The 16639-nt window shown below is 69.2% G+C and carries 14 protein-coding genes and 2 tRNA genes; 11 read left to right on the top strand and 5 right to left on the bottom strand.

Annotation, left to right across the window (positions count from 1 at the left end; all coding sequences use genetic code 11):
• Nucleotides 1-23: 23 nt before the first annotated feature.
• Nucleotides 24-464 carry an HD domain-containing protein gene (locus tag ABD366_RS34120; RefSeq protein ID WP_324769981.1) on the top strand — a complete coding sequence of 147 codons (441 nt, stop codon included), beginning with the start codon at nucleotides 24-26 and terminating at the stop codon, nucleotides 462-464.
• On the opposite strand, the gene ABD366_RS34115 is transcribed toward ABD366_RS34120, so the two are convergent.
• The gene (locus ABD366_RS34115; RefSeq protein ID WP_324769982.1) at nucleotides 461-1654 is read right to left on the bottom strand and encodes an acyltransferase family protein; all 1194 of its coding nucleotides are present in this window, start codon (nucleotides 1652-1654) and stop codon (nucleotides 461-463) included. The genes ABD366_RS34120 and ABD366_RS34115 overlap by 4 nt on opposite strands.
• Nucleotides 1655-2322: 668 nt before the next feature.
• Here ABD366_RS34115 and ABD366_RS34110 point away from each other — a divergent pair.
• Nucleotides 2323-2517 (top strand): hypothetical protein, encoded by a 195-nt coding sequence (locus ABD366_RS34110; protein ID WP_324769983.1) that lies wholly within the window; start codon nucleotides 2323-2325, stop codon nucleotides 2515-2517.
• Nucleotides 2518-2605: 88 nt separating this feature from the next.
• On the opposite strand, the gene ABD366_RS34105 is transcribed toward ABD366_RS34110, so the two are convergent.
• Nucleotides 2606-2676: transfer RNA gene (locus tag ABD366_RS34105), tRNA-Gly, on the bottom strand.
• 174 nt (nucleotides 2677-2850) lie between these two features.
• Here ABD366_RS34105 and ABD366_RS34100 point away from each other — a divergent pair.
• The 5 genes from ABD366_RS34100 to clpX all read left to right on the top strand — a co-directional run bounded on the left by ABD366_RS34100 (nucleotide 2851) and on the right by clpX (nucleotide 7598).
• A tRNA-Pro gene (locus ABD366_RS34100) sits at nucleotides 2851-2927 on the top strand.
• A gap of 173 nt (nucleotides 2928-3100) precedes the next feature.
• Nucleotides 3101-4483 (top strand): trigger factor, encoded by a 1383-nt coding sequence (gene tig, locus ABD366_RS34095; protein WP_324769984.1) that lies wholly within the window; start codon nucleotides 3101-3103, stop codon nucleotides 4481-4483.
• Nucleotides 4484-4819: 336 nt separating this feature from the next.
• Nucleotides 4820-5425, top strand: coding sequence for an ATP-dependent Clp protease proteolytic subunit (locus ABD366_RS34090; protein ID WP_324766919.1), 606 nt, complete (start codon nucleotides 4820-4822; stop codon nucleotides 5423-5425).
• 70 nt (nucleotides 5426-5495) lie between these two features.
• Nucleotides 5496-6155, top strand: a complete 660-nt coding sequence (locus ABD366_RS34085) for an ATP-dependent Clp protease proteolytic subunit (RefSeq protein WP_164303251.1) — start codon at nucleotides 5496-5498, stop codon at nucleotides 6153-6155.
• A 156-nt stretch (nucleotides 6156-6311) separates the two neighbouring features.
• Entirely contained in the window at nucleotides 6312-7598 is a 1287-nt protein-coding gene (gene clpX / locus ABD366_RS34080) for an ATP-dependent Clp protease ATP-binding subunit ClpX (RefSeq protein WP_324766896.1), read from the top strand.
• An 82-nt stretch (nucleotides 7599-7680) separates the two neighbouring features.
• On the opposite strand, the gene ABD366_RS34075 is transcribed toward clpX, so the two are convergent.
• Nucleotides 7681-8649: a hypothetical protein gene (locus tag ABD366_RS34075; protein WP_324766897.1), complete on the bottom strand. Its 969-nt coding sequence runs from the start codon at nucleotides 8647-8649 to the stop codon at nucleotides 7681-7683.
• 115 nt (nucleotides 8650-8764) lie between these two features.
• On the opposite strand from ABD366_RS34075, the gene ABD366_RS34070 reads away from it, so the two are divergent.
• Nucleotides 8765-11422, top strand: coding sequence for a valine--tRNA ligase (locus tag ABD366_RS34070; protein WP_324766898.1), 2658 nt, complete (start codon nucleotides 8765-8767; stop codon nucleotides 11420-11422).
• A gap of 71 nt (nucleotides 11423-11493) precedes the next feature.
• Here the strand turns inward: ABD366_RS34070 and ABD366_RS34065 are convergent, their stop codons facing one another.
• Together ABD366_RS34065 and ABD366_RS34060 are read right to left on the bottom strand one after the other, a co-directional pair.
• Nucleotides 11494-12057, bottom strand: a complete 564-nt coding sequence (locus tag ABD366_RS34065; protein WP_324766900.1) for a hypothetical protein — start codon at nucleotides 12055-12057, stop codon at nucleotides 11494-11496.
• 79 nt (nucleotides 12058-12136) lie between these two features.
• Nucleotides 12137-13144 (bottom strand): rod shape-determining protein, encoded by a 1008-nt coding sequence (locus ABD366_RS34060; RefSeq protein WP_324766902.1) that lies wholly within the window; start codon nucleotides 13142-13144, stop codon nucleotides 12137-12139.
• Between the two features lie 65 nt (nucleotides 13145-13209).
• Between ABD366_RS34060 and folC the strand changes: the two genes are divergently transcribed.
• From folC to ndk, 3 genes are all read left to right on the top strand, one after another.
• A complete protein-coding gene (gene folC / locus ABD366_RS34055) occupies nucleotides 13210-14745 on the top strand; it encodes a bifunctional tetrahydrofolate synthase/dihydrofolate synthase (protein WP_324766903.1) in 1536 nt (511 codons plus the stop codon).
• 6 nt (nucleotides 14746-14751) lie between these two features.
• Nucleotides 14752-15096, top strand: coding sequence for a DUF4233 domain-containing protein (locus ABD366_RS34050; protein ID WP_324766904.1), 345 nt, complete (start codon nucleotides 14752-14754; stop codon nucleotides 15094-15096).
• Between the two features lie 762 nt (nucleotides 15097-15858).
• The gene (gene ndk, locus ABD366_RS34045) at nucleotides 15859-16272 is read left to right on the top strand and encodes a nucleoside-diphosphate kinase (RefSeq protein WP_324766905.1); all 414 of its coding nucleotides are present in this window, start codon (nucleotides 15859-15861) and stop codon (nucleotides 16270-16272) included.
• Nucleotides 16273-16639: the final 367 nt, after the last annotated feature.

The following is a 16639-nucleotide window of genomic DNA, read 5'->3' as shown; positions in this document are numbered from 1 at the left end:
GTACGTACGTCTAGGGTCGGCCCATGATGACGCTCCGGGAGATCGAGGCCCTGGCCCGCCGGGCCCACGGCGGTCAGCGGGACAAGGCGGGGCGGCCCTACGCGGAGCACCTCGGCACCGTGGCCGCGGGGGTCGCGGCGCGGGGCGGTACGGACGAGCAGGTGGCGGCGGCGTGGCTGCACGACGCGGTCGAGGACGACGCCCTCACCGAGGAGTGGCTGGCGGCGGCCGCGCTGACCGAGCCGACCAAGGAGATCGTGCGCGCCCTGACGAAGCGGCCGGGCGAGCCCCCGGAGGCGTACGCGCACCGCATCCTGTCGACGCCCGGCGCCCTGCTGGTCAAAGAGGCGGACCTGGCCCACAACGCGGACCCGGCCCGCCTCGCGGTCCTGGACGAGCCGACCCGGGCCCGCCTCACCCAGAAGTACGCGACGATGCGCGCACTTCTGGGCCTGCCGCGCTAGGGCCTGTTGCGCGCCCGGGCCAGCTGAGTGGCGTCCTTCTTGAAGGCCCACTCCATCTTCGGCTCCATGGCGAACCGGAAGATCCGCTGTACGGGCGGCGTGCACAGCACGGTGACGACCGCCGCGGCGATGACGGTGACGGCGATCTGCCCGTACGGCTCGTGCACCCAGTCCGCGTCGAACCAGCCCCAGAACCGGGACCCCTTCGCCAGGAATCCGTGCAGCAGATAGCCGTACAAGGTCCCCGCGCCGAGCACGGTGAACCACATCTTGCGCCTCGGCACCCACGCGAAGAAGCACGCGGTCAGCACCAGCGAGCAGCCGAGCAGGGCGAGCGTCATGACGACACCGGCCCACCAGGGAGCACCCAGCTCCTGCGCGCTGTCGCGGTGGTAGAACCACGCGGACGTCATCCGCGGAGCCGCCCAGTACGCCAGCACGAGCGCGGCCGCCACGATCGGCACGGACAGGATCCGCACCTCACGCCGCCGCACCAGCTGGAAGTGCTCCGGCTTCATGAAGAGCCCGAGCACGAAGAAGGGCAGGAACTGCAGGACGCGCTGCAGGTCCAGGTCGTCACCGATGTCGGGCGAGACCGACGCGAGCACGGCGACGGCCAGGGCGACCGGCACCGGCCAGCGGATGATCTTCCACAGGGGAGTGGTGAGCCGCCACACGAAGAGCGCGACCAGGAACCAGGTCAGGAACCACGGGTCGAGCAGGCTGAACGGATGGTCCGGGTCGCCGCCCGCGGTCCGCTTGAAGAGCGTGTACGCGATCTCGAAGAGGATGTACGGCACGGCGACGCCGGTGATCAGACGCCTGAGCCGGTCCGGCCGCATGTCGAAGCTGCGCGAGAAGTAGCCGGAAATGATGATGAACGCCGGCATGTGGAACGTGTAGACGAACATGTACAGCGCTTCGGCGCTGCGGCTGCCGTCCGTCAGGGGCTCCCAGCAGTGGCCCATCGCGACGAAGACGATGGCCAGGTACTTGGCGTTGTCGAAGAACGCGTCCCGCTGCCCGGGCTTGCCTGCGCCGGCCCGAGCGGAGGCCTGCCCGGTGGCCGGGGGCGTGGCGGCGGCGGGAGCGGATGCGGGGGACGGGGCGGCGGTGTCCTGGAGCGACGTGACCGCGGCCGGGGGGAGCGGGGTGCGACGCGAGCCGTGCGGGTACAGGGAGTTGGTCACAGGCCCTCCCACCAGGAGCTCGGGGAGACGATCCGGGACCGCACTGCACCGGCGGGGATCATGGCAGTGTGGAACATCTGAGGCACCCTAGTAGCGCCCGAACGATTTCGTAAAACCCTCAACGCGAGTCCTCCTTATCGGTCCCGGCTACCCCGGATTCGAAGAAGTCCGCATGACGGCGTACGACATCGAGCCAATGCCGATCTGTCCGCTATCGCACTGCTAATCCGCCTTAAACACCGCATAACGCCGCCGAGCGGCTCCGGTCGTTTGTCCGATTGATCATCAATTGTCACTTCGGGTGGGAGGGCGGATAAAGGGGCAGGAATTCAGCCGCCGCGACGCTCCGCTTATCCGTGTGCAGACCGGATGGAATATGCGGGAAAACCATGCGTGGCATGCGACGGGCATGTGTGGGCCGCATGTGCGCCGATGGAAACGATCAAGCCGAATTCCGTACCCCCGCGTACCCCCCGGCACCCCCGCCGACGTGCACCGCTCATGCGCCCCAAGGCCCCTCGGCCACCGCGCTCCCACGCGCGCGTGGCCGACGATGCGTCACCGGCCGCATATGGACGCCGCGTTGGTGGCACGATGGCTCTGACGGGGGGTGTGCGGGGCTGTGCCCCCCGGGCCGGGAGAGCGGACCGACCTAGGGTGTGATCAGTGTGGCCATTTCGCTGTCAGTTGTGCTGTTGTTGGCGATCGTCCTCGTTGTGCTGATGCGCGGCGGCTCGCTCAAGGCGGGGCCCGCCATCGTGGCAGTGCTCTTCGGCTTCTTCCTGGCATCGACCGGAATGGCCCCTGCCATCAACAACTTCCTCAACTCCGTCGCGAGCAGCATCAGCGCGATAAATTTCTGAACACCGGCGAGCACATCGCAGGCCGGGGCGCGAAAAAGCCCCCGGCCCGGTACCGCCTGAGCGGAACCGGGCCGGAGGCCTCATCAAGAGCGGGCGACGGGAATCGAACCCGCGTAGCTAGTTTGGAAGACTAGGGCTCTACCATTGAGCTACGCCCGCACAGCTTGCGCCCCAGGTCACCGACCGCGGCACGGAAGGCATCGTAGCGGGTCCCGGGCCCCGCTCGCACACCCTATTGCCGTGCACCGTCCACGCCCCGTCCGCACTCCACCGCGCGCCCCGCAATGCGGGAGCCGCACTGCCTGCGGGCATGTACCCTACGTGTCGCACCGACGGGGTGTGGCGCAGCTTGGTAGCGCGTCCGCTTTGGGAGCGGAAGGCCGTGGGTTCAAATCCCGCCACCCCGACCAGCGTTGCCGCGGCGACACGACGACCGCGGATCCTCCACGGGCGTCCTCGCCGGACCGAACCCCAAGATCGCATTGTGGGTGTGCTCCGGCGTGCCGTTACTATGCAAGCTGCATGCCCGTGTGTCTCTAAGCCGGGCACGATCCCTAAAGTCAGCCCCCAAGGAGACCGAACCGTGAAGAGCGCCGTCGAGACCCTGAACCCGACCCGGGTTCGGCTCAGCATTGAGGTGCCCTTCGAGGAGCTCAAGGACAGCCTCGACGCGGCGTACAAGAAGATCAACCAGCAGGTCACGGTGAAGGGCTTCCGCAAGGGCAAGATCCCCGCCCGCGTCATCGACCAGCGGTTCGGCCGCGGTGCGGTCCTGGAGGAGGCTGTCAACGACGCCCTCCCGAAGTTCTACACCGACGCCGTCAACGAGGCGGAGCTCAACGTACTGGGCCAGCCCGAGGTCGACATCACGGAGCTGAAGGACGGCGAGACGCTGAACTTCACCGCCGAGGTCGACATCCGCCCGGCCATCGAGATCCCGGACTACTCCGGTATCGAGGTTGAGGTGGACGCCGTAGAGGTCACCGACGAGGACGTCGACAAGTCCGTGGAGCAGCTCCAGGAGCGCTTCGCCTCGACCTCCCCGGTCGAGCGCGCCGCCGAGGACGGCGACGTCGTGACCATCGACCTGGAGGCCAAGGTCGAGGGCGAGGTCCTCGAGGACGGCGTCGCTTCCGGCGTCTCCTACACCATCGGTTCCGGCGAGCTCCTCGACGGCATCGACGAGGCCGTGAAGGGCCTGGAGGCCGGTGGCGAGGCCACCTTCACCTCCGAGCTCAAGGGCGGCTCCGCCGAGGGCAAGGAGGCCGAGGTCACCGTCAAGGTCACCCAGGTCGCCGCCCGTGAGCTGCCTGCCCTGGACGACGAGTTCGCCCAGCTCGCCTCGGAGTTCGACACCCTCGACGAGCTGAAGGCCGACAGCCGCAAGCGCCTCGAGAACATGAAGCAGTACGACCAGGCCACGCAGGCCCAGGAGCGCGTCCTGGAGAAGCTGCTCGAGCTGGTCGAGGTCCCCGTTCCCGAGAAGCTGCTCGAGGACGAGGTCCAGACCCGCAAGCACAACCTCGAGCACCACCAGCTCGGCCAGATGGGCCTCGACATCGAGAAGTACCTCGAGATCCAGGGCAAGACGGTCGAGGAGTTCGACGCCGAGACCCGCGAGCAGGCGGTCAAGGGCATCAAGACGCAGTTCGTCCTCGACGAGCTCGTCAACAAGGAGAAGCTGAACGTGAACCAGGAGGAGCTCACCGAGCACCTCATGCGTCGCGCCGCCTCCTCCAACATGTCCCCCGACCAGTTCGCCCAGGCGGTCGTCGAAGGCGGCCAGGTCCCGATGCTGGTCGGCGAGGTCGCCCGCGGCAAGGCCCTGGCCGTCGTGGTCGAGGCCGCCACGGTGAAGGACACCAACGGCGAGGTCGTCGACCTCGAGGACGACGAGGAGGAGACGGAGGCCACCGAGGCCGCCGCCGAGACCTCCGGTGAGGACCAGGAGAAGACCGAGGCCTGATCCCTCCCAGCAGTAGACGCGGCAGGCCCCCGGGACACGTGTCCCGGGGNNNNCGCGCCCCGTAGGGGCGCGGGGAACTGCGCGAGCAACCACACGCGTCCTGCGCCCGCCGACCGGCGTCGCGGGGCAGGCGCCCCTGCGGTCCCGGCCTCGAGCGGAGCGAACCTGCGCTCACAGCGAACAGTCGACTTCGCGGGATTCCCCGAAGGGACCTGCGCGTTAGGGTCCATGAATACGAGGGCAGGGGAGTCTCCGAGCGAGGGCCCCGGCCTCAGTAAGAGACGCAAGACGGCACGTGGCCGTCAGAGACGAGCAGGTGGATACGTGACGAATCTGATGCCCTCCGCCGCCGGCGAGCCGTCCATCGGTGGTGGCCTCGGCGACCATGTCTACAACCGGCTGCTCGGCGAGCGGATCATCTTCCTCGGCCAGCAGGTCGACGACGACATCGCCAACAAGATCACCGCGCAGATGCTGCTCCTTGCCGCCGACCCGGACAAGGACATCTACCTCTACATCAACAGCCCCGGTGGCTCGGTGACGGCCGGCATGGCGATCTACGACACCATGCAGTACATCCCGAACGATGTCATCACCATCGGCATGGGCATGGCGGCCTCGATGGGCCAGTTCCTGCTCACCGGCGGCACGGCGGGCAAGCGCTTCGCGCTCCCGAACACCGACATCCTGATGCACCAGGGCTCCGCCGGCATCGGCGGTACGGCCTCGGACGTCAAGATCCAGGCCGAGTACCTGCTGCGTACGAAGCACCGCATGGCGAGGATCACGGCCGAGCACTCCGGCCAGACGGTCGAGACGATCATCCGTGACGGAGACCGCGACCGCTGGTACACCGCCGAGGAGGCCAAGGAGTACGGCCTCATCGACGAGATCATCTCTGCCGCTACGGGTGTTCCGGGCGGCGGCGGCACCGGCGCCTGATCGGTTCGCACCGACTCAGCGCCGGCCCCAAGCCCTCTGCCTCCCTCACCAGGACGGAACACCGACGATCATGAACAACATCCCCGGCAGCGGCCTCTACACCGGCCCGCAGGTCGACAACCGCTACGTGATCCCGCGCTTCGTCGAGCGCACCTCGCAGGGCGTGCGTGAGTACGACCCGTACGCGAAGCTCTTCGAGGAGCGCGTGATCTTCCTCGGCGTGCAGATCGACGACGCCTCGGCCAACGACGTCATGGCGCAGCTGCTGTGCCTGGAGTCGATGGACCCGGACCGCGACATCTCCATCTACATCAACAGCCCCGGTGGCTCGTTCACGGCCCTCACGGCCATCTACGACACGATGCAGTTCGTGAAGCCGGACATCCAGACGGTCTGCATGGGCCAGGCCGCCTCGGCCGCCGCCGTGCTGCTCGCCGCGGGCACCCCCGGCAAGCGCATGGCCCTGCCGAACGCGCGCGTGCTGATCCACCAGCCCTCCGGCGGCACCGGCCGCGAGCAGCTCTCCGACCTGGAGATCGCGGCCAACGAGATCCTCCGGATGCGTACGCAGCTGGAAGAGATGCTGGCCAAGCACTCGACGACCCCGCTGGAGAAGATCAGCGAGGACATCGAGCGTGACAAGATCCTCACGGCCGAGGACGCACTCGCGTACGGCCTGGTCGACCAGATCATCTCGACGCGCAAGATGAACAACGAGGCAATCGCCTGACAAGGCGTTGTATCGTCTGCCACTCCCCGGCACGGTTCACGGAAGAAGTGAACCGTGCCAAGGGGGGCCCGAACGGGGGGCCCGGCAAGGTACCGTCGGATACAGGCACCAGGAGCCGCTGAACGTGGCGTCTCCCAGGCGAAGGGGAAGCACCTCGTGGCACGCATCGGTGACGGCGGCGATCTGCTCAAGTGCTCGTTCTGCGGAAAGAGCCAGAAGCAGGTCAAGAAGCTCATCGCAGGCCCCGGTGTATACATCTGCGACGAGTGCATCGACCTCTGCAACGAGATCATCGAGGAAGAGCTCGCGGAGACCAGCGAAGTGCGGTGGGAAGAACTTCCCAAGCCTCGCGAGATCTACGAGTTCCTCGAGGGCTACGTCGTAGGCCAGGAGGCCGCCAAGAAGGCGCTCTCCGTGGCGGTCTACAACCACTACAAGCGCGTCCAGGCCGGTGAGAACGGCGGGGCGGCGGGCCGCGACGACGCGATCGAACTCGCGAAGTCCAACATCCTGCTCCTCGGCCCGACCGGCTCGGGCAAGACGCTGCTCGCCCAGACGCTCGCCCGGATGCTGAACGTGCCGTTCGCCATCGCCGACGCGACGGCGCTCACGGAGGCCGGGTACGTCGGCGAGGACGTCGAGAACATCCTGCTGAAGCTCATCCAGGCCGCCGACTACGACGTCAAGAAGGCCGAGACGGGCATCATCTACATCGACGAGATCGACAAGGTGGCCCGCAAGTCGGAGAACCCGTCGATCACGCGCGACGTGAGCGGCGAGGGTGTCCAGCAGGCTCTTCTGAAGATCCTCGAGGGCACGACGGCCTCGGTCCCGCCGCAGGGCGGCCGCAAGCACCCGCACCAGGAGTTCATCCAGATCGACACGACGAACGTGCTGTTCATCGTGGGCGGCGCCTTCGCCGGTCTGGAGAAGATCATCGAGTCGCGGGCCGGCGCCAAGGGCATCGGCTTCGGCGCGACGATCCACTCCAAGCGGGAGCTCGAGGAGAAGGACCAGTTCCAGGAGGTCATGCCGGAGGACCTGGTGAAGTTCGGGATGATCCCGGAGTTCATCGGCCGCCTCCCCGTGATCACGAGCGTGCACAACCTCGACCGCGAGGCGCTGCTCCAGATCCTGGTCGAGCCGCGCAACGCCCTGGTCAAGCAGTACCAGCGCCTCTTCGAACTCGACGGGGTGGAGCTGGACTTCGAGCGCGAGGCCCTGGAGGCCATCGCCGACCAGGCGATCCTGCGCCGCACGGGCGCGCGAGGACTGCGCGCCATCATGGAGGAGGTCCTCCAGTCGGTGATGTACGAGGTCCCGTCCCGCAAGGACGTGGCCCGAGTGGTCATCACCGCGGAGGCAGTCCACTCGAACGTGAACCCGACGCTGATCCCGCGCGATTCCCGGGGCCCGGGCGCGGGGGAGCAGAAGTCGGCGTAGCCGCACAGCGGTCGTCGTACGGACACAGGAGAGGGGCCCGGTCGGACATCCGACCGGGCCCCTCTTCCGTGTCCCTGCGTCATCACGCCTTGACGCGGATCTCCTGGCGGAGCTTCGAGGCGATGTCCGAAGCCGCCTTGAGGTCGGGTGACTTGCCGGCCATCATGTCCGCGATCTCCATCGACATGACCATCGCGACCGTGCTGTGGTCACCCCAGATGCAGACCGGCATGTGCATGACCTTGGGCGTACCCGCGGCGGCCGAGCTGTCGTTGTTCTCGATCTTCACGTCCTGGCACTTCAGGACGACGTCGTCGGTGCTGTAGTCGGTGGGGTCACCGACGAGCGATCCCTTGGTCTTGCTGTCGCCGTCGTCCTCGAGCGCGGCGGTGGCCGCCTTGGCGAACATGCCGTCGACGAGCTTGCCCGGGTCGTCGATCTCGCCGTACGCGCCCTGGAACTGCAGCACCTTGCTGCCCAGCGGGTTGGCGGTGTCCTTGACCTCGTAACCGGCGCTGACGGGCTTGCCGTTCTTCAGGCCGTCCTTCTCGGCGTCCTTCATGTCCTCGTCGCTGAAGCCGTCGGACGCGGCCTCCTGCTTCTTGTACTCGTTGAGAACCGTCGCCGGCGCGGTCAGCTTGTGCGCGCCGTCGTCGGCGACCGAGACGCTGCCGCCTCCGCCGAACACGAAGTACGCGCCCACGCCGATCGCGGCGACCACGGCGACCGCCGCGATGATCAGGCCCGTCTTCTTCTTGCCGCCGCCCTGCGGGGGAGCCGGCGGGTACTGGCCGTACGGGGCCTGGGGCTGCTGCCCGTAGGGGCCCGGCTGCTGCGGCTGGCTGTAGGGCTGCTGCGGCGGAACCCCGGGCGGGCCCTGCTGCGGGTAGCCGTAGCCGGGCTGCGGCGCCTGCTGGGGGTACCCGTAGCCGGGCTGCGGGGCCTGGGGCTGCTGGCCGTAAGGCCCCGGCTGCTGCGGCTGGCCGTACGGCCCGGGCTGCTGGGGCTGCTGCGGCTGGCCTCCGTACGGGCCCGGCTGGTTGTGGCTCATTGCTTGGGTTCCTCCCCGCTGTTTATGTGCTCCCGACATCCTGACGTACGCACGTGCGGTTCGTTCCCCCGGAATCGGTTTCAGTACGGACCTGTGACCCCTCTAAACTGACCCCGTGACCGAGAACTCTCAGCAGCAGAACCCAGCGCCCACCTCCGAACTGCCGACCCAGTACGCGCCGGCCGAGGTAGAGGGGGCGCTGTACGAGCGCTGGGTGGAACGGGGCTACTTCACCGCTGACGCCAAGAGCGAGAAGGAGCCGTACACGATCGTCATCCCGCCGCCGAACGTGACGGGCGCCCTGCACCTGGGCCACGCGTTCCAGGTCACGCTCATGGACGCCCTCACGCGCCGCAAGCGCATGCAGGGGTACGAGACCCTGTGGCTGCCCGGCATGGACCACGCGGGTATCGCGACGCAGAACAAGGTGGAGCAGCAGCTTGCCGAGGAGGGCAAGTCGCGGCAGGACATCGGCCGCGAGGCCTTCGTCGAGAAGACGTGGCAGTGGAAGAGCGAGTACGGCGGCCGGATCCTCGGCCAGCTCAAGCGCCTCGGTGCCGGCCTGGACTGGTCCCGTGAGCGGTTCACCATGGACGAGGGGCTGTCCCGCGCCGTCCAGAAGATCTTCAAGGATCTCTTCGACGACGGCCTGATCTACCGCGCCGAGCGCATCATCAACTGGTGCCCGCGCTGTCTGACGGCCATCTCGGACATCGAGGTCGACTACCAGGACGACGACGGCGAGCTCGTCTCGCTGAAGTACGGCGACGGGGACGAGACCGTCGTCGTCGCCACGACCCGCGTCGAGACGATGCTCGGTGACACCGCGGTCGCCGTGCACCCGGACGACGAGCGGTACGCGCACCTGATCGGCAAGCGGATCAGGCTGCCGCTCACGAACCGGACGATTCCCGTCGTCGCGGACACGCACGTCGACCCGGAGTTCGGGACCGGCGCCGTGAAGGTGACCCCGGCGCACGACCCGAACGACTTCGCGATCGGGCAGCGGCACGACCTCGAGACCCTGACGATCATGGACGAGCGGGCGGTCATCACCGTGCCCGGCCCGTTCCAGGGGCTCGACCGGTTCGAGGCGCGCTCGGCGATCGTCGCCGCGCTGCGCGAGCAGGGCCGGATCGTCGCCGAGAAGCGCCCGTACGTGCACTCCGTCGGGCACTGCTCGCGCTGCAAGACCACCATCGAGCCGCGGCTGTCCCTGCAGTGGTGGGTCAAGGTCGAGACGCTTGCCAAGGCCGCGGGTGACGCCGTCCGTGACGGGCGCGTCGCGCTCCACCCGAAGGACATGGAGAAGCGGTACTTCGACTGGGTCGACAACCTCAACGACTGGTGCATCTCGCGCCAGTTGTGGTGGGGCCACCGCATCCCCGTCTGGTACGGCCCGGACGGCGAGGTCGTCTGCGTCGGCCCCGACGACCAGGCGCCGGGCACGGAGGCCGAGGGCTGGACGCAGGACGAGGACGTGCTCGACACGTGGTTCTCGTCCGGCCTGTGGCCGTTCTCGACTCTGGGCTGGCCGGAGGAGACCGAGGACCTCAAGAAGTTCTATCCGACCGACGTCCTGCTGACCGGGCACGACATCATCTTCTTCTGGGTCGTCCGGATGATGATGTTCGGCCTGTACGCGATGGAGGACCAGGTCCCGTTCAAGACGGTCGCCCTGACCGGTCTGGTCCGCGACGAGTTCGGCAAGAAGATGTCGAAGTCGAACCCGAACGCGGTGGACCCGATCGACTGGATGGACGCGTACGGCTCGGACGCGGTGCGCTTCACGCTCGCTCGCGGCGCCAACCCCGGCGCGGACGTGCCGATCGGCGAGGACTGGGTCCAGGCCTCCCGCAACTTCGCGAACAAGATCTGGAACGCCACGCGCTTCGCGCTGATGAACGGCGCGACGATCGAGGGCCCGCTGCCCGGGCCGGAGCAGATGACGGCCACCGACCGGTGGATCCTCTCCCGGCTCAACAAGACGGTGGCCGAGGTCGACGCGTTCTACGACGACTTCCAGTTCGCCAAGGTCTCCGACTCGCTGTTCCACTACGCGTGGGACGAGGTCTTCGACTGGTACGTCGAGCTGTCGAAGACGACGTTCATGGCGGGCGGCGAGCCGGCGAAGGTGTCGGGCCGGGTCCTCGGCGAGGTCCTGGACGTGACGCTGCGCCTGCTGCACCCGATCGTCCCGTTCGTCACCGAGTCGCTGTGGACCACGCTGACCGGCGGCGAGTCCGTCGTGGTCGCCGACTGGCCCAAGGCTGTGTCTGTTCCTGGTGCGGACGCTCCGGGTGGCTTCCGTGACGACGCCGCCGAGCGTGAGATCGAGACGCTGAAGCAGGTCGTCACCGAGGTCCGCCGCTTCAAGGGCGAGCAGGGTCTCAAGGCGGGCCAGCGCGTCCCGGCCCGGCTCACCCTGGACGGCACGGCGCTCGCCTCGCACGAGGCGGCCATCCGCCAGCTGCTGAAGCTCCAGCCGGAGGGCGGGGAGTTCCACGCGACGGCGACGCTGCCGGTGGCCGGCGCCGAGGTGGCGCTCGACCTGTCCGGCGCGATCGACGTGGCCGCCGAGCGCAAGCGTCTCGCCAAGGACCTCGCCGCCGCCGAGAAGGACAAGGCGCAGGCCGAGGGCAAGCTGGGCAACGAGAAGTTCCTGGGCAAGGCCCCGGAGAACGTCGTGGAGGGCATCCGCGCCCGCCTCGCCAAGGCGGACGAGGACATCGCCCGTATCCAGGCGCAGCTGGAGCGACTGCCGCAGGCGTAAGCACTGCCGCTACGTGACGGAAGGCCCCGGAACCCATCGGTTCCGGGGCCTTCCGCCTTGAGCGGCGTACGTCAGGACCGGGACGTGCTCAGTCCCAGATGCCGCAACTCGACGTCGGCCAGGGCCTCCAGGACCGCCGGGTCGGCCTCCCGCCAGCCCTCGGCGAGGCGGCCGGGCCCCGCGTCGGTGAAACGGGCGAGTTCGTCGAGGGGGCGGACCAGGGCGCGCAGGGCGAGCAGTTCGCGCCCGTCCTCGGTGGCGGCCAGCTCGCGCGCGGCGGCGGCCTGCCGGGTCCAGCGGATGCGGCGCGGCAGCCACAGGGCGAACAGCAGCCCGACCGGGACGACGAACAGGGCGACCGCGGCCAGCACGGCAAGGGCCTGGAGAGGCGCCTGCCCGGTGGGCGCGGCATCGGCGAGCCGGTCGCCGGCCCGGGCGACGTCGTGCAGGGTGCCGGTCATCCGCGGCCCGAGCAGCGGCAGCCGGGTGCGGGGGTGCGGGGCGGACCGGGCCGCGAGGTTGATGAGCCGGTGCGCGACCACCGCGGCCCCCGCCCACAGGGCGATCCACAGCAGGGCCGCGCCGTCACCGATGATCTGCCGTGCGCGGCGGCCGGGTTGTTGTGCGTACCACATGACCCGATGGGTACACCGCGCGTGCGGGCCGAACGGGTCACCGCGCCGGGCACCCCCGCGAAGATCCGTCGGAAGGGCGCTACGCCGCGCTCATCACCCGCTGCAACTCGTCGAAGTCGTCCACGCACTTGCCGCATCCCAGGGCGACGCTGTGCAGCGGATCCTCGGCCGCGAACACCGGGATGCCCGTGGCGGACGTCAGCCGCAGATCGAGGCCGGGCAGCAGCGCGCCGCCGCCGGTCAGCACGATCCCGTGCTCCATGACGTCGCCCGACAGCTCGGGCGGGCACTCCTCCAGCGTCGCCCGTACGGCGGCGATGATCGCCTCTATGGGCTCGTCCAGCGCGGCGCGCACCTCACCTACCGTCAGTTCGACCGTCTTCGGCAGCCCGGCGACCTTCTCGCGCCCCCGCACGGTGAACGCCCGCATCTCGAAGGCCTCCTCGCCGGGCACGGGCCACGCCGAGCCGATGGCGACCTTGACGTCCTCCGCGGTCCGTTCCCCGATGAGCAGCCCGTGCTCCTTGCGTACGTGGTCGGTGATGGCCTCGTCGAGCCGGTCGCCGCCGACCCGCAGCGACTGCGCGGTGACCACGCCGCCCAGCGAGATGACGGCGACCTCGGTCGTGCCGCCGCCGATGTCGACGACCATCGACCCGCGCGGCTCGGACACCGGGAGGCCCGCGCCGATCGCCGCGGCCATCGGCTCCTCGATCAGGTGCACGGCCCGCGCGCCCGCGCGCTGGGCCGCGTGCACGATGGCCCGCCGCTCCACGGGCGTGACCCCGCTGGGTACGCACACGACCATGCGCGTACGGGGCCGCCGTCCGGGCACGGCCTTGCGCACGAAGTGCCGGATCATCTCCTCGGCCGCCTCGTAGTCGCTGATGACGCCGCCGCGCAGCGGCCGGATCGCGGTGATGGAGCCGGGGGTGCGGCCGATGGTCTCCTTCGCCTCGCTGCCGACGGCGAGCGCGGTGCTGCTGCCTGCCTTGACGGCGACGACGGAGGGTTCGTTCAGCACGATGCCCTGACCGCGTACGTAGAGAAGAGTGTTGGCGGTGCCGAGATCAATGCCTATGTCCATGATCGCCAAGTTTGCCATGGGTGGTGCCGTCGGTGCTGCCGGAGGGTCTCCGTAGACTGGCGTACGTGAGTGACCTCCCTCCGCGCGACAGCAGCGACGACGAGCCCGCCGGCCAGCCCGACTCCGACGCCTTCGAGGAGATCGTGGGCGCCGAGACCGAGCGCGACCCCGACCTCGCGGTGATCGAGGCGGGCAGCCGCACCCTGCGCACCCGGGGCGGCGCGCCGAGCGGTGACGACATTCCCGCGCGCCCGCAGGACCCGGAGGTGGAGAAGGCGCTGCGCGCGGTGGAGGCCGATCTGGCCTCGCGCTGGGGCGAGACGAAGATGGAGCCGTCCGTCAGTCGTATCGCCGCGCTGATGGACGTCCTGGGCGAGCCGCAGCGCGCGTACCCCTCGATCCACATCACGGGGACGAACGGGAAGACGTCCACGGCCCGCATGATCGAGGCACTCCTGGCGGCCTTCGACCTGCGCACCGGCCGCTACACCTCACCCCACGTCCAGTCGGTCACCGAGCGCATCAGCCTGGACGGCGCCCCGATCGCCCACGAGCGTTTCATCGAGACGTACGACGACATCAAGCCGTACGTCGAGATGGTCGACGCGCAGCAGGAGTTCCGCCTCTCCTTCTTCGAGGTGCTGACCGGTATGGCCTACGCGGCCTTCGCCGATGCCCCGGTGGACGTCGCGGTCGTCGAGGTCGGCATGGGCGGCAGCTGGGACGCGACGAACGTGATCGACGGCTCGGTCGCCGTCATCACGCCCATCGACCTCGACCACACGGACCGGCTCGGCTCCACGCCCGGTGAGATCGCGGGCGAGAAGTCCGGGATCATCAAGCAGGACGCGACCGTGATCATGGCGCAGCAGCCGGTGGACGCGGCGCAGGTGATCCTGAAGAAGGCCGTGGAGACGGACGCGACCGTCGCGCGCGAGGGCCTGGAGTTCGGGCTCGTGGGGCGCCAGGTCGCCGTCGGCGGCCAGCTCGTGACGCTGCGCGGCCTGGGCGGCGAGTACGAGGAGATCTTCCTGCCGCTGCACGGCGCGCACCAGGCGCACAACGCGGCGGTGGCGCTCGCCGCCGTCGAGGCGTTCTTCGGCATCGGCTCGGAGCACGCGCGGCCGCTCGACATCGACACGATCCGCACCGCGTTCGCGTCGGTCACCTCGCCGGGGCGCCTCGAAGTCGTCCGCCGCTCGCCGACCGTCGTCCTGGACGCCGCGCACAATCCGGCGGGTGCGCGGGTCACCGCCGAGGCGATCAGTGAGGTCTTCGACTTCAGCCGGCTCATCGGGGTCGTCGGAGCGAGCGCCGACAAGAACGTACGGGGGCTGCTCGAGGCCTTCGAGCCGATCTTCGCGGAGATCGTCGTCACGCAGAACTCCAGCCACCGGGCGATGGACGCCGATGAGCTGGCGGCCGTCGCGGTGGAGGTCTTCGGCGACGAGCGGGTGCAGGTCGAGCCGCGGCTCGACGACGCGCTGGAAGCCGCGATCACTCTTGCCGAGGAGGAGGGCGAGTTCGCGGGTGGGGGAGTGCTCGTCACCGGGTCCGTGATCACGGTCGGCGAGGCCAGGCTGTTGCTGGGGAAGGGCTGATCCGCTGTGCGTACGTTGTGTTCCTCGACCCTGATCGGTGAGTTCTTCGTCATCGGTTTCGCCGGGCTCGTGGCGATGAAGGACCCCGATCTGTCCAGCGGTCTGGTGTGGACGGTGTGCGGTGTCGCGATGCTGCTCAGCGTGCTGCTGTGCGGGGTGCTGTCGCGGCCGGGCGGTGTCCAGCTGGGCTGGGCCCTGCAGATCGCGCTGATCGTGAGCGGGTTCTGGGTGCCGCTGATGTTCTTCCTGGGGGCGTGCTTCGCGGCGCTGTGGTGGGCCTCGATCCACTTCGGCCGCAAGATCGACGAGGCGAAGGCCCGCTGGGCGCAGCAGGAATCCAGCGCGGCGTAAGTCTTTTACGGTGGTGCGGCGTGGCGTGGCGGGGCGCGATGCCGGCTGCGGCTGTCGTCGTGGCTGGTCGCGCAGTACCCCGCGCCCCTGAAGCATGCGGCTCCGCCGCAGCTACATGGATCGCGTCAGCAAGCGCCCAACGAGATGACGCACGAAGTGCGAATCAGGGGCGCGGGGAACTGCGCGCTTAGCTCCCACCGGGCCCGCGGACGCGATGCTCCTCTCGGGGGCGCGGGGAACGGCGCGCTTAGCCCCCACCGGGCCCGCGGACGCGATGCTCCTTTCAGGGGCGCGGGGTACTGCGCGCTTAGCTCCCACCGGGCCGCGGACGCAATACCCCCTAGGGGCGCGGGGAACTGCGCGACCAGCCCCCACCGGGCCCGCGGACGCGATGCTCCTTTCAGGGGCGCGGGGAACGGCGCGCTCAGCTCCCACTGGGTCGCGGACGCAATACCTCCTAGGGGCGCGGGGAACTGCGCGCTCAGCCCCCACCGGGCCCGCGGACGCAACGCACCCCCAGGGGCGCGGGGAACTGCGCGCTCAGCCCCCACCGGCCCCGCGGACGCAACGCACCCCCAGGGGCGCGGGGAACTGCGCGCTCAGCCCCCACCGGCCCCGCAGACGCAACGCACCCCCAAAGGCGCGGGGAACTGCGCGACCAGCCCCACCGAACCCGCACCCGCCCCGCGGCAAGCGAACGTGGTGACCCCCTGTAACCTCGGGCCCACCGCACATCCAGGCCGCACAAGGAGTCCAGCCAACATGACCCAGCGCACGCTCGTCCTGCTCAAGCCCGACGCAGTCCGCCGTGGCCTGATCGGCGAGATCATCGGCCGCATCGAGCGCAAGGCCGGCTGGACCATCAGCGCTCTGGAGCTGCGCAGCCTGAGCCAGGAGACGCTGGAGCAGCACTACGGCGAGCACAAGGGCAAGCCGTTCTACGAGCCGCTGGTCGCCTTCATGTCGTCCGGGCCGGTCGTCGCCCTGGTCGTCGACGGCGAGCGCGTGATCGAGGGCATCCGCCAGCTGGCCGGTCCGACCGACCCGATCGCCGCCGCCCCGGGTTCGATCCGCGGAGACTTCGGCGTCATCGTCCGGGAGAACCTGATCCACGCCTCGGACTCGGAGGAGTCCGCCGAGCGCGAGCTGAAGATCTTCTTCCCGAACCTGGTCTGAGGCCACGCCCGAAGCCCGACCCGAAGCGCGACCCGAGGCCCGACCCGAGGCTCGACCCAAAGCCCGGAGGGGCCGGCGGTCTCGTCAGGTGAGACCTCGCAAAAAATGTTTTCTGACGCTATGTCAGGCGCCCGGTGCGACTGACCTGGAGCGGCCCGAGAAATTGGGCCGCTCTTTGGCATATGCGGCCCGATTGGGGGAACGCAACCCTCCGTCGGCACGTCCCCATTAGCGGGGCGGGGGTTCATCTGCTGACAATGGCGAAGACCCTCGCGCCGTGATCGTGCAGGCGAGACTACGATGGAAGCCTCCACGCCACACGCGTCCACCTCTCGCCTACCTGACAAGCAATCAAACGCTCCACTTG

The organism is Streptomyces kunmingensis (assembly GCF_039533535.1).
Taxonomy (GTDB): Bacteria; Actinomycetota; Actinomycetes; order Streptomycetales; family Streptomycetaceae; genus Streptomyces; species Streptomyces kunmingensis.
Note: the sequence above shows the minus strand (reverse complement) of the source record. Positions and strands in the feature narration are given on the sequence as shown.

What these genes read in the sequence shown, in the direction of transcription:
- ABD366_RS34120 (WP_324769981.1), top strand. Translation starts at nt 24, where the DNA reads ATGATGACGCTCCGGGAGATCGAGGCCCTGGCCCGCCGGGCCCACGGC.
- ABD366_RS34090 (WP_324766919.1), top strand. Translation starts at nt 4,820, where the DNA reads ATGCCCTCCGCCGCCGGCGAGCCGTCCATCGGTGGTGGCCTCGGCGAC.
- ABD366_RS34085 (WP_164303251.1), top strand. Translation starts at nt 5,496, where the DNA reads ATGAACAACATCCCCGGCAGCGGCCTCTACACCGGCCCGCAGGTCGAC.
- ABD366_RS34075 (WP_324766897.1), bottom strand. Translation starts at nt 8,649, where the DNA reads ATGAGCCACAACCAGCCGGGCCCGTACGGAGGCCAGCCGCAGCAGCCC.
- ABD366_RS34065 (WP_324766900.1), bottom strand. Translation starts at nt 12,057, where the DNA reads ATGTGGTACGCACAACAACCCGGCCGCCGCGCACGGCAGATCATCGGT.
- ABD366_RS34060 (WP_324766902.1), bottom strand. Translation starts at nt 13,144, where the DNA reads ATGGACATAGGCATTGATCTCGGCACCGCCAACACTCTTCTCTACGTA.
- ndk (WP_324766905.1), top strand. Translation starts at nt 15,859, where the DNA reads ATGACCCAGCGCACGCTCGTCCTGCTCAAGCCCGACGCAGTCCGCCGT.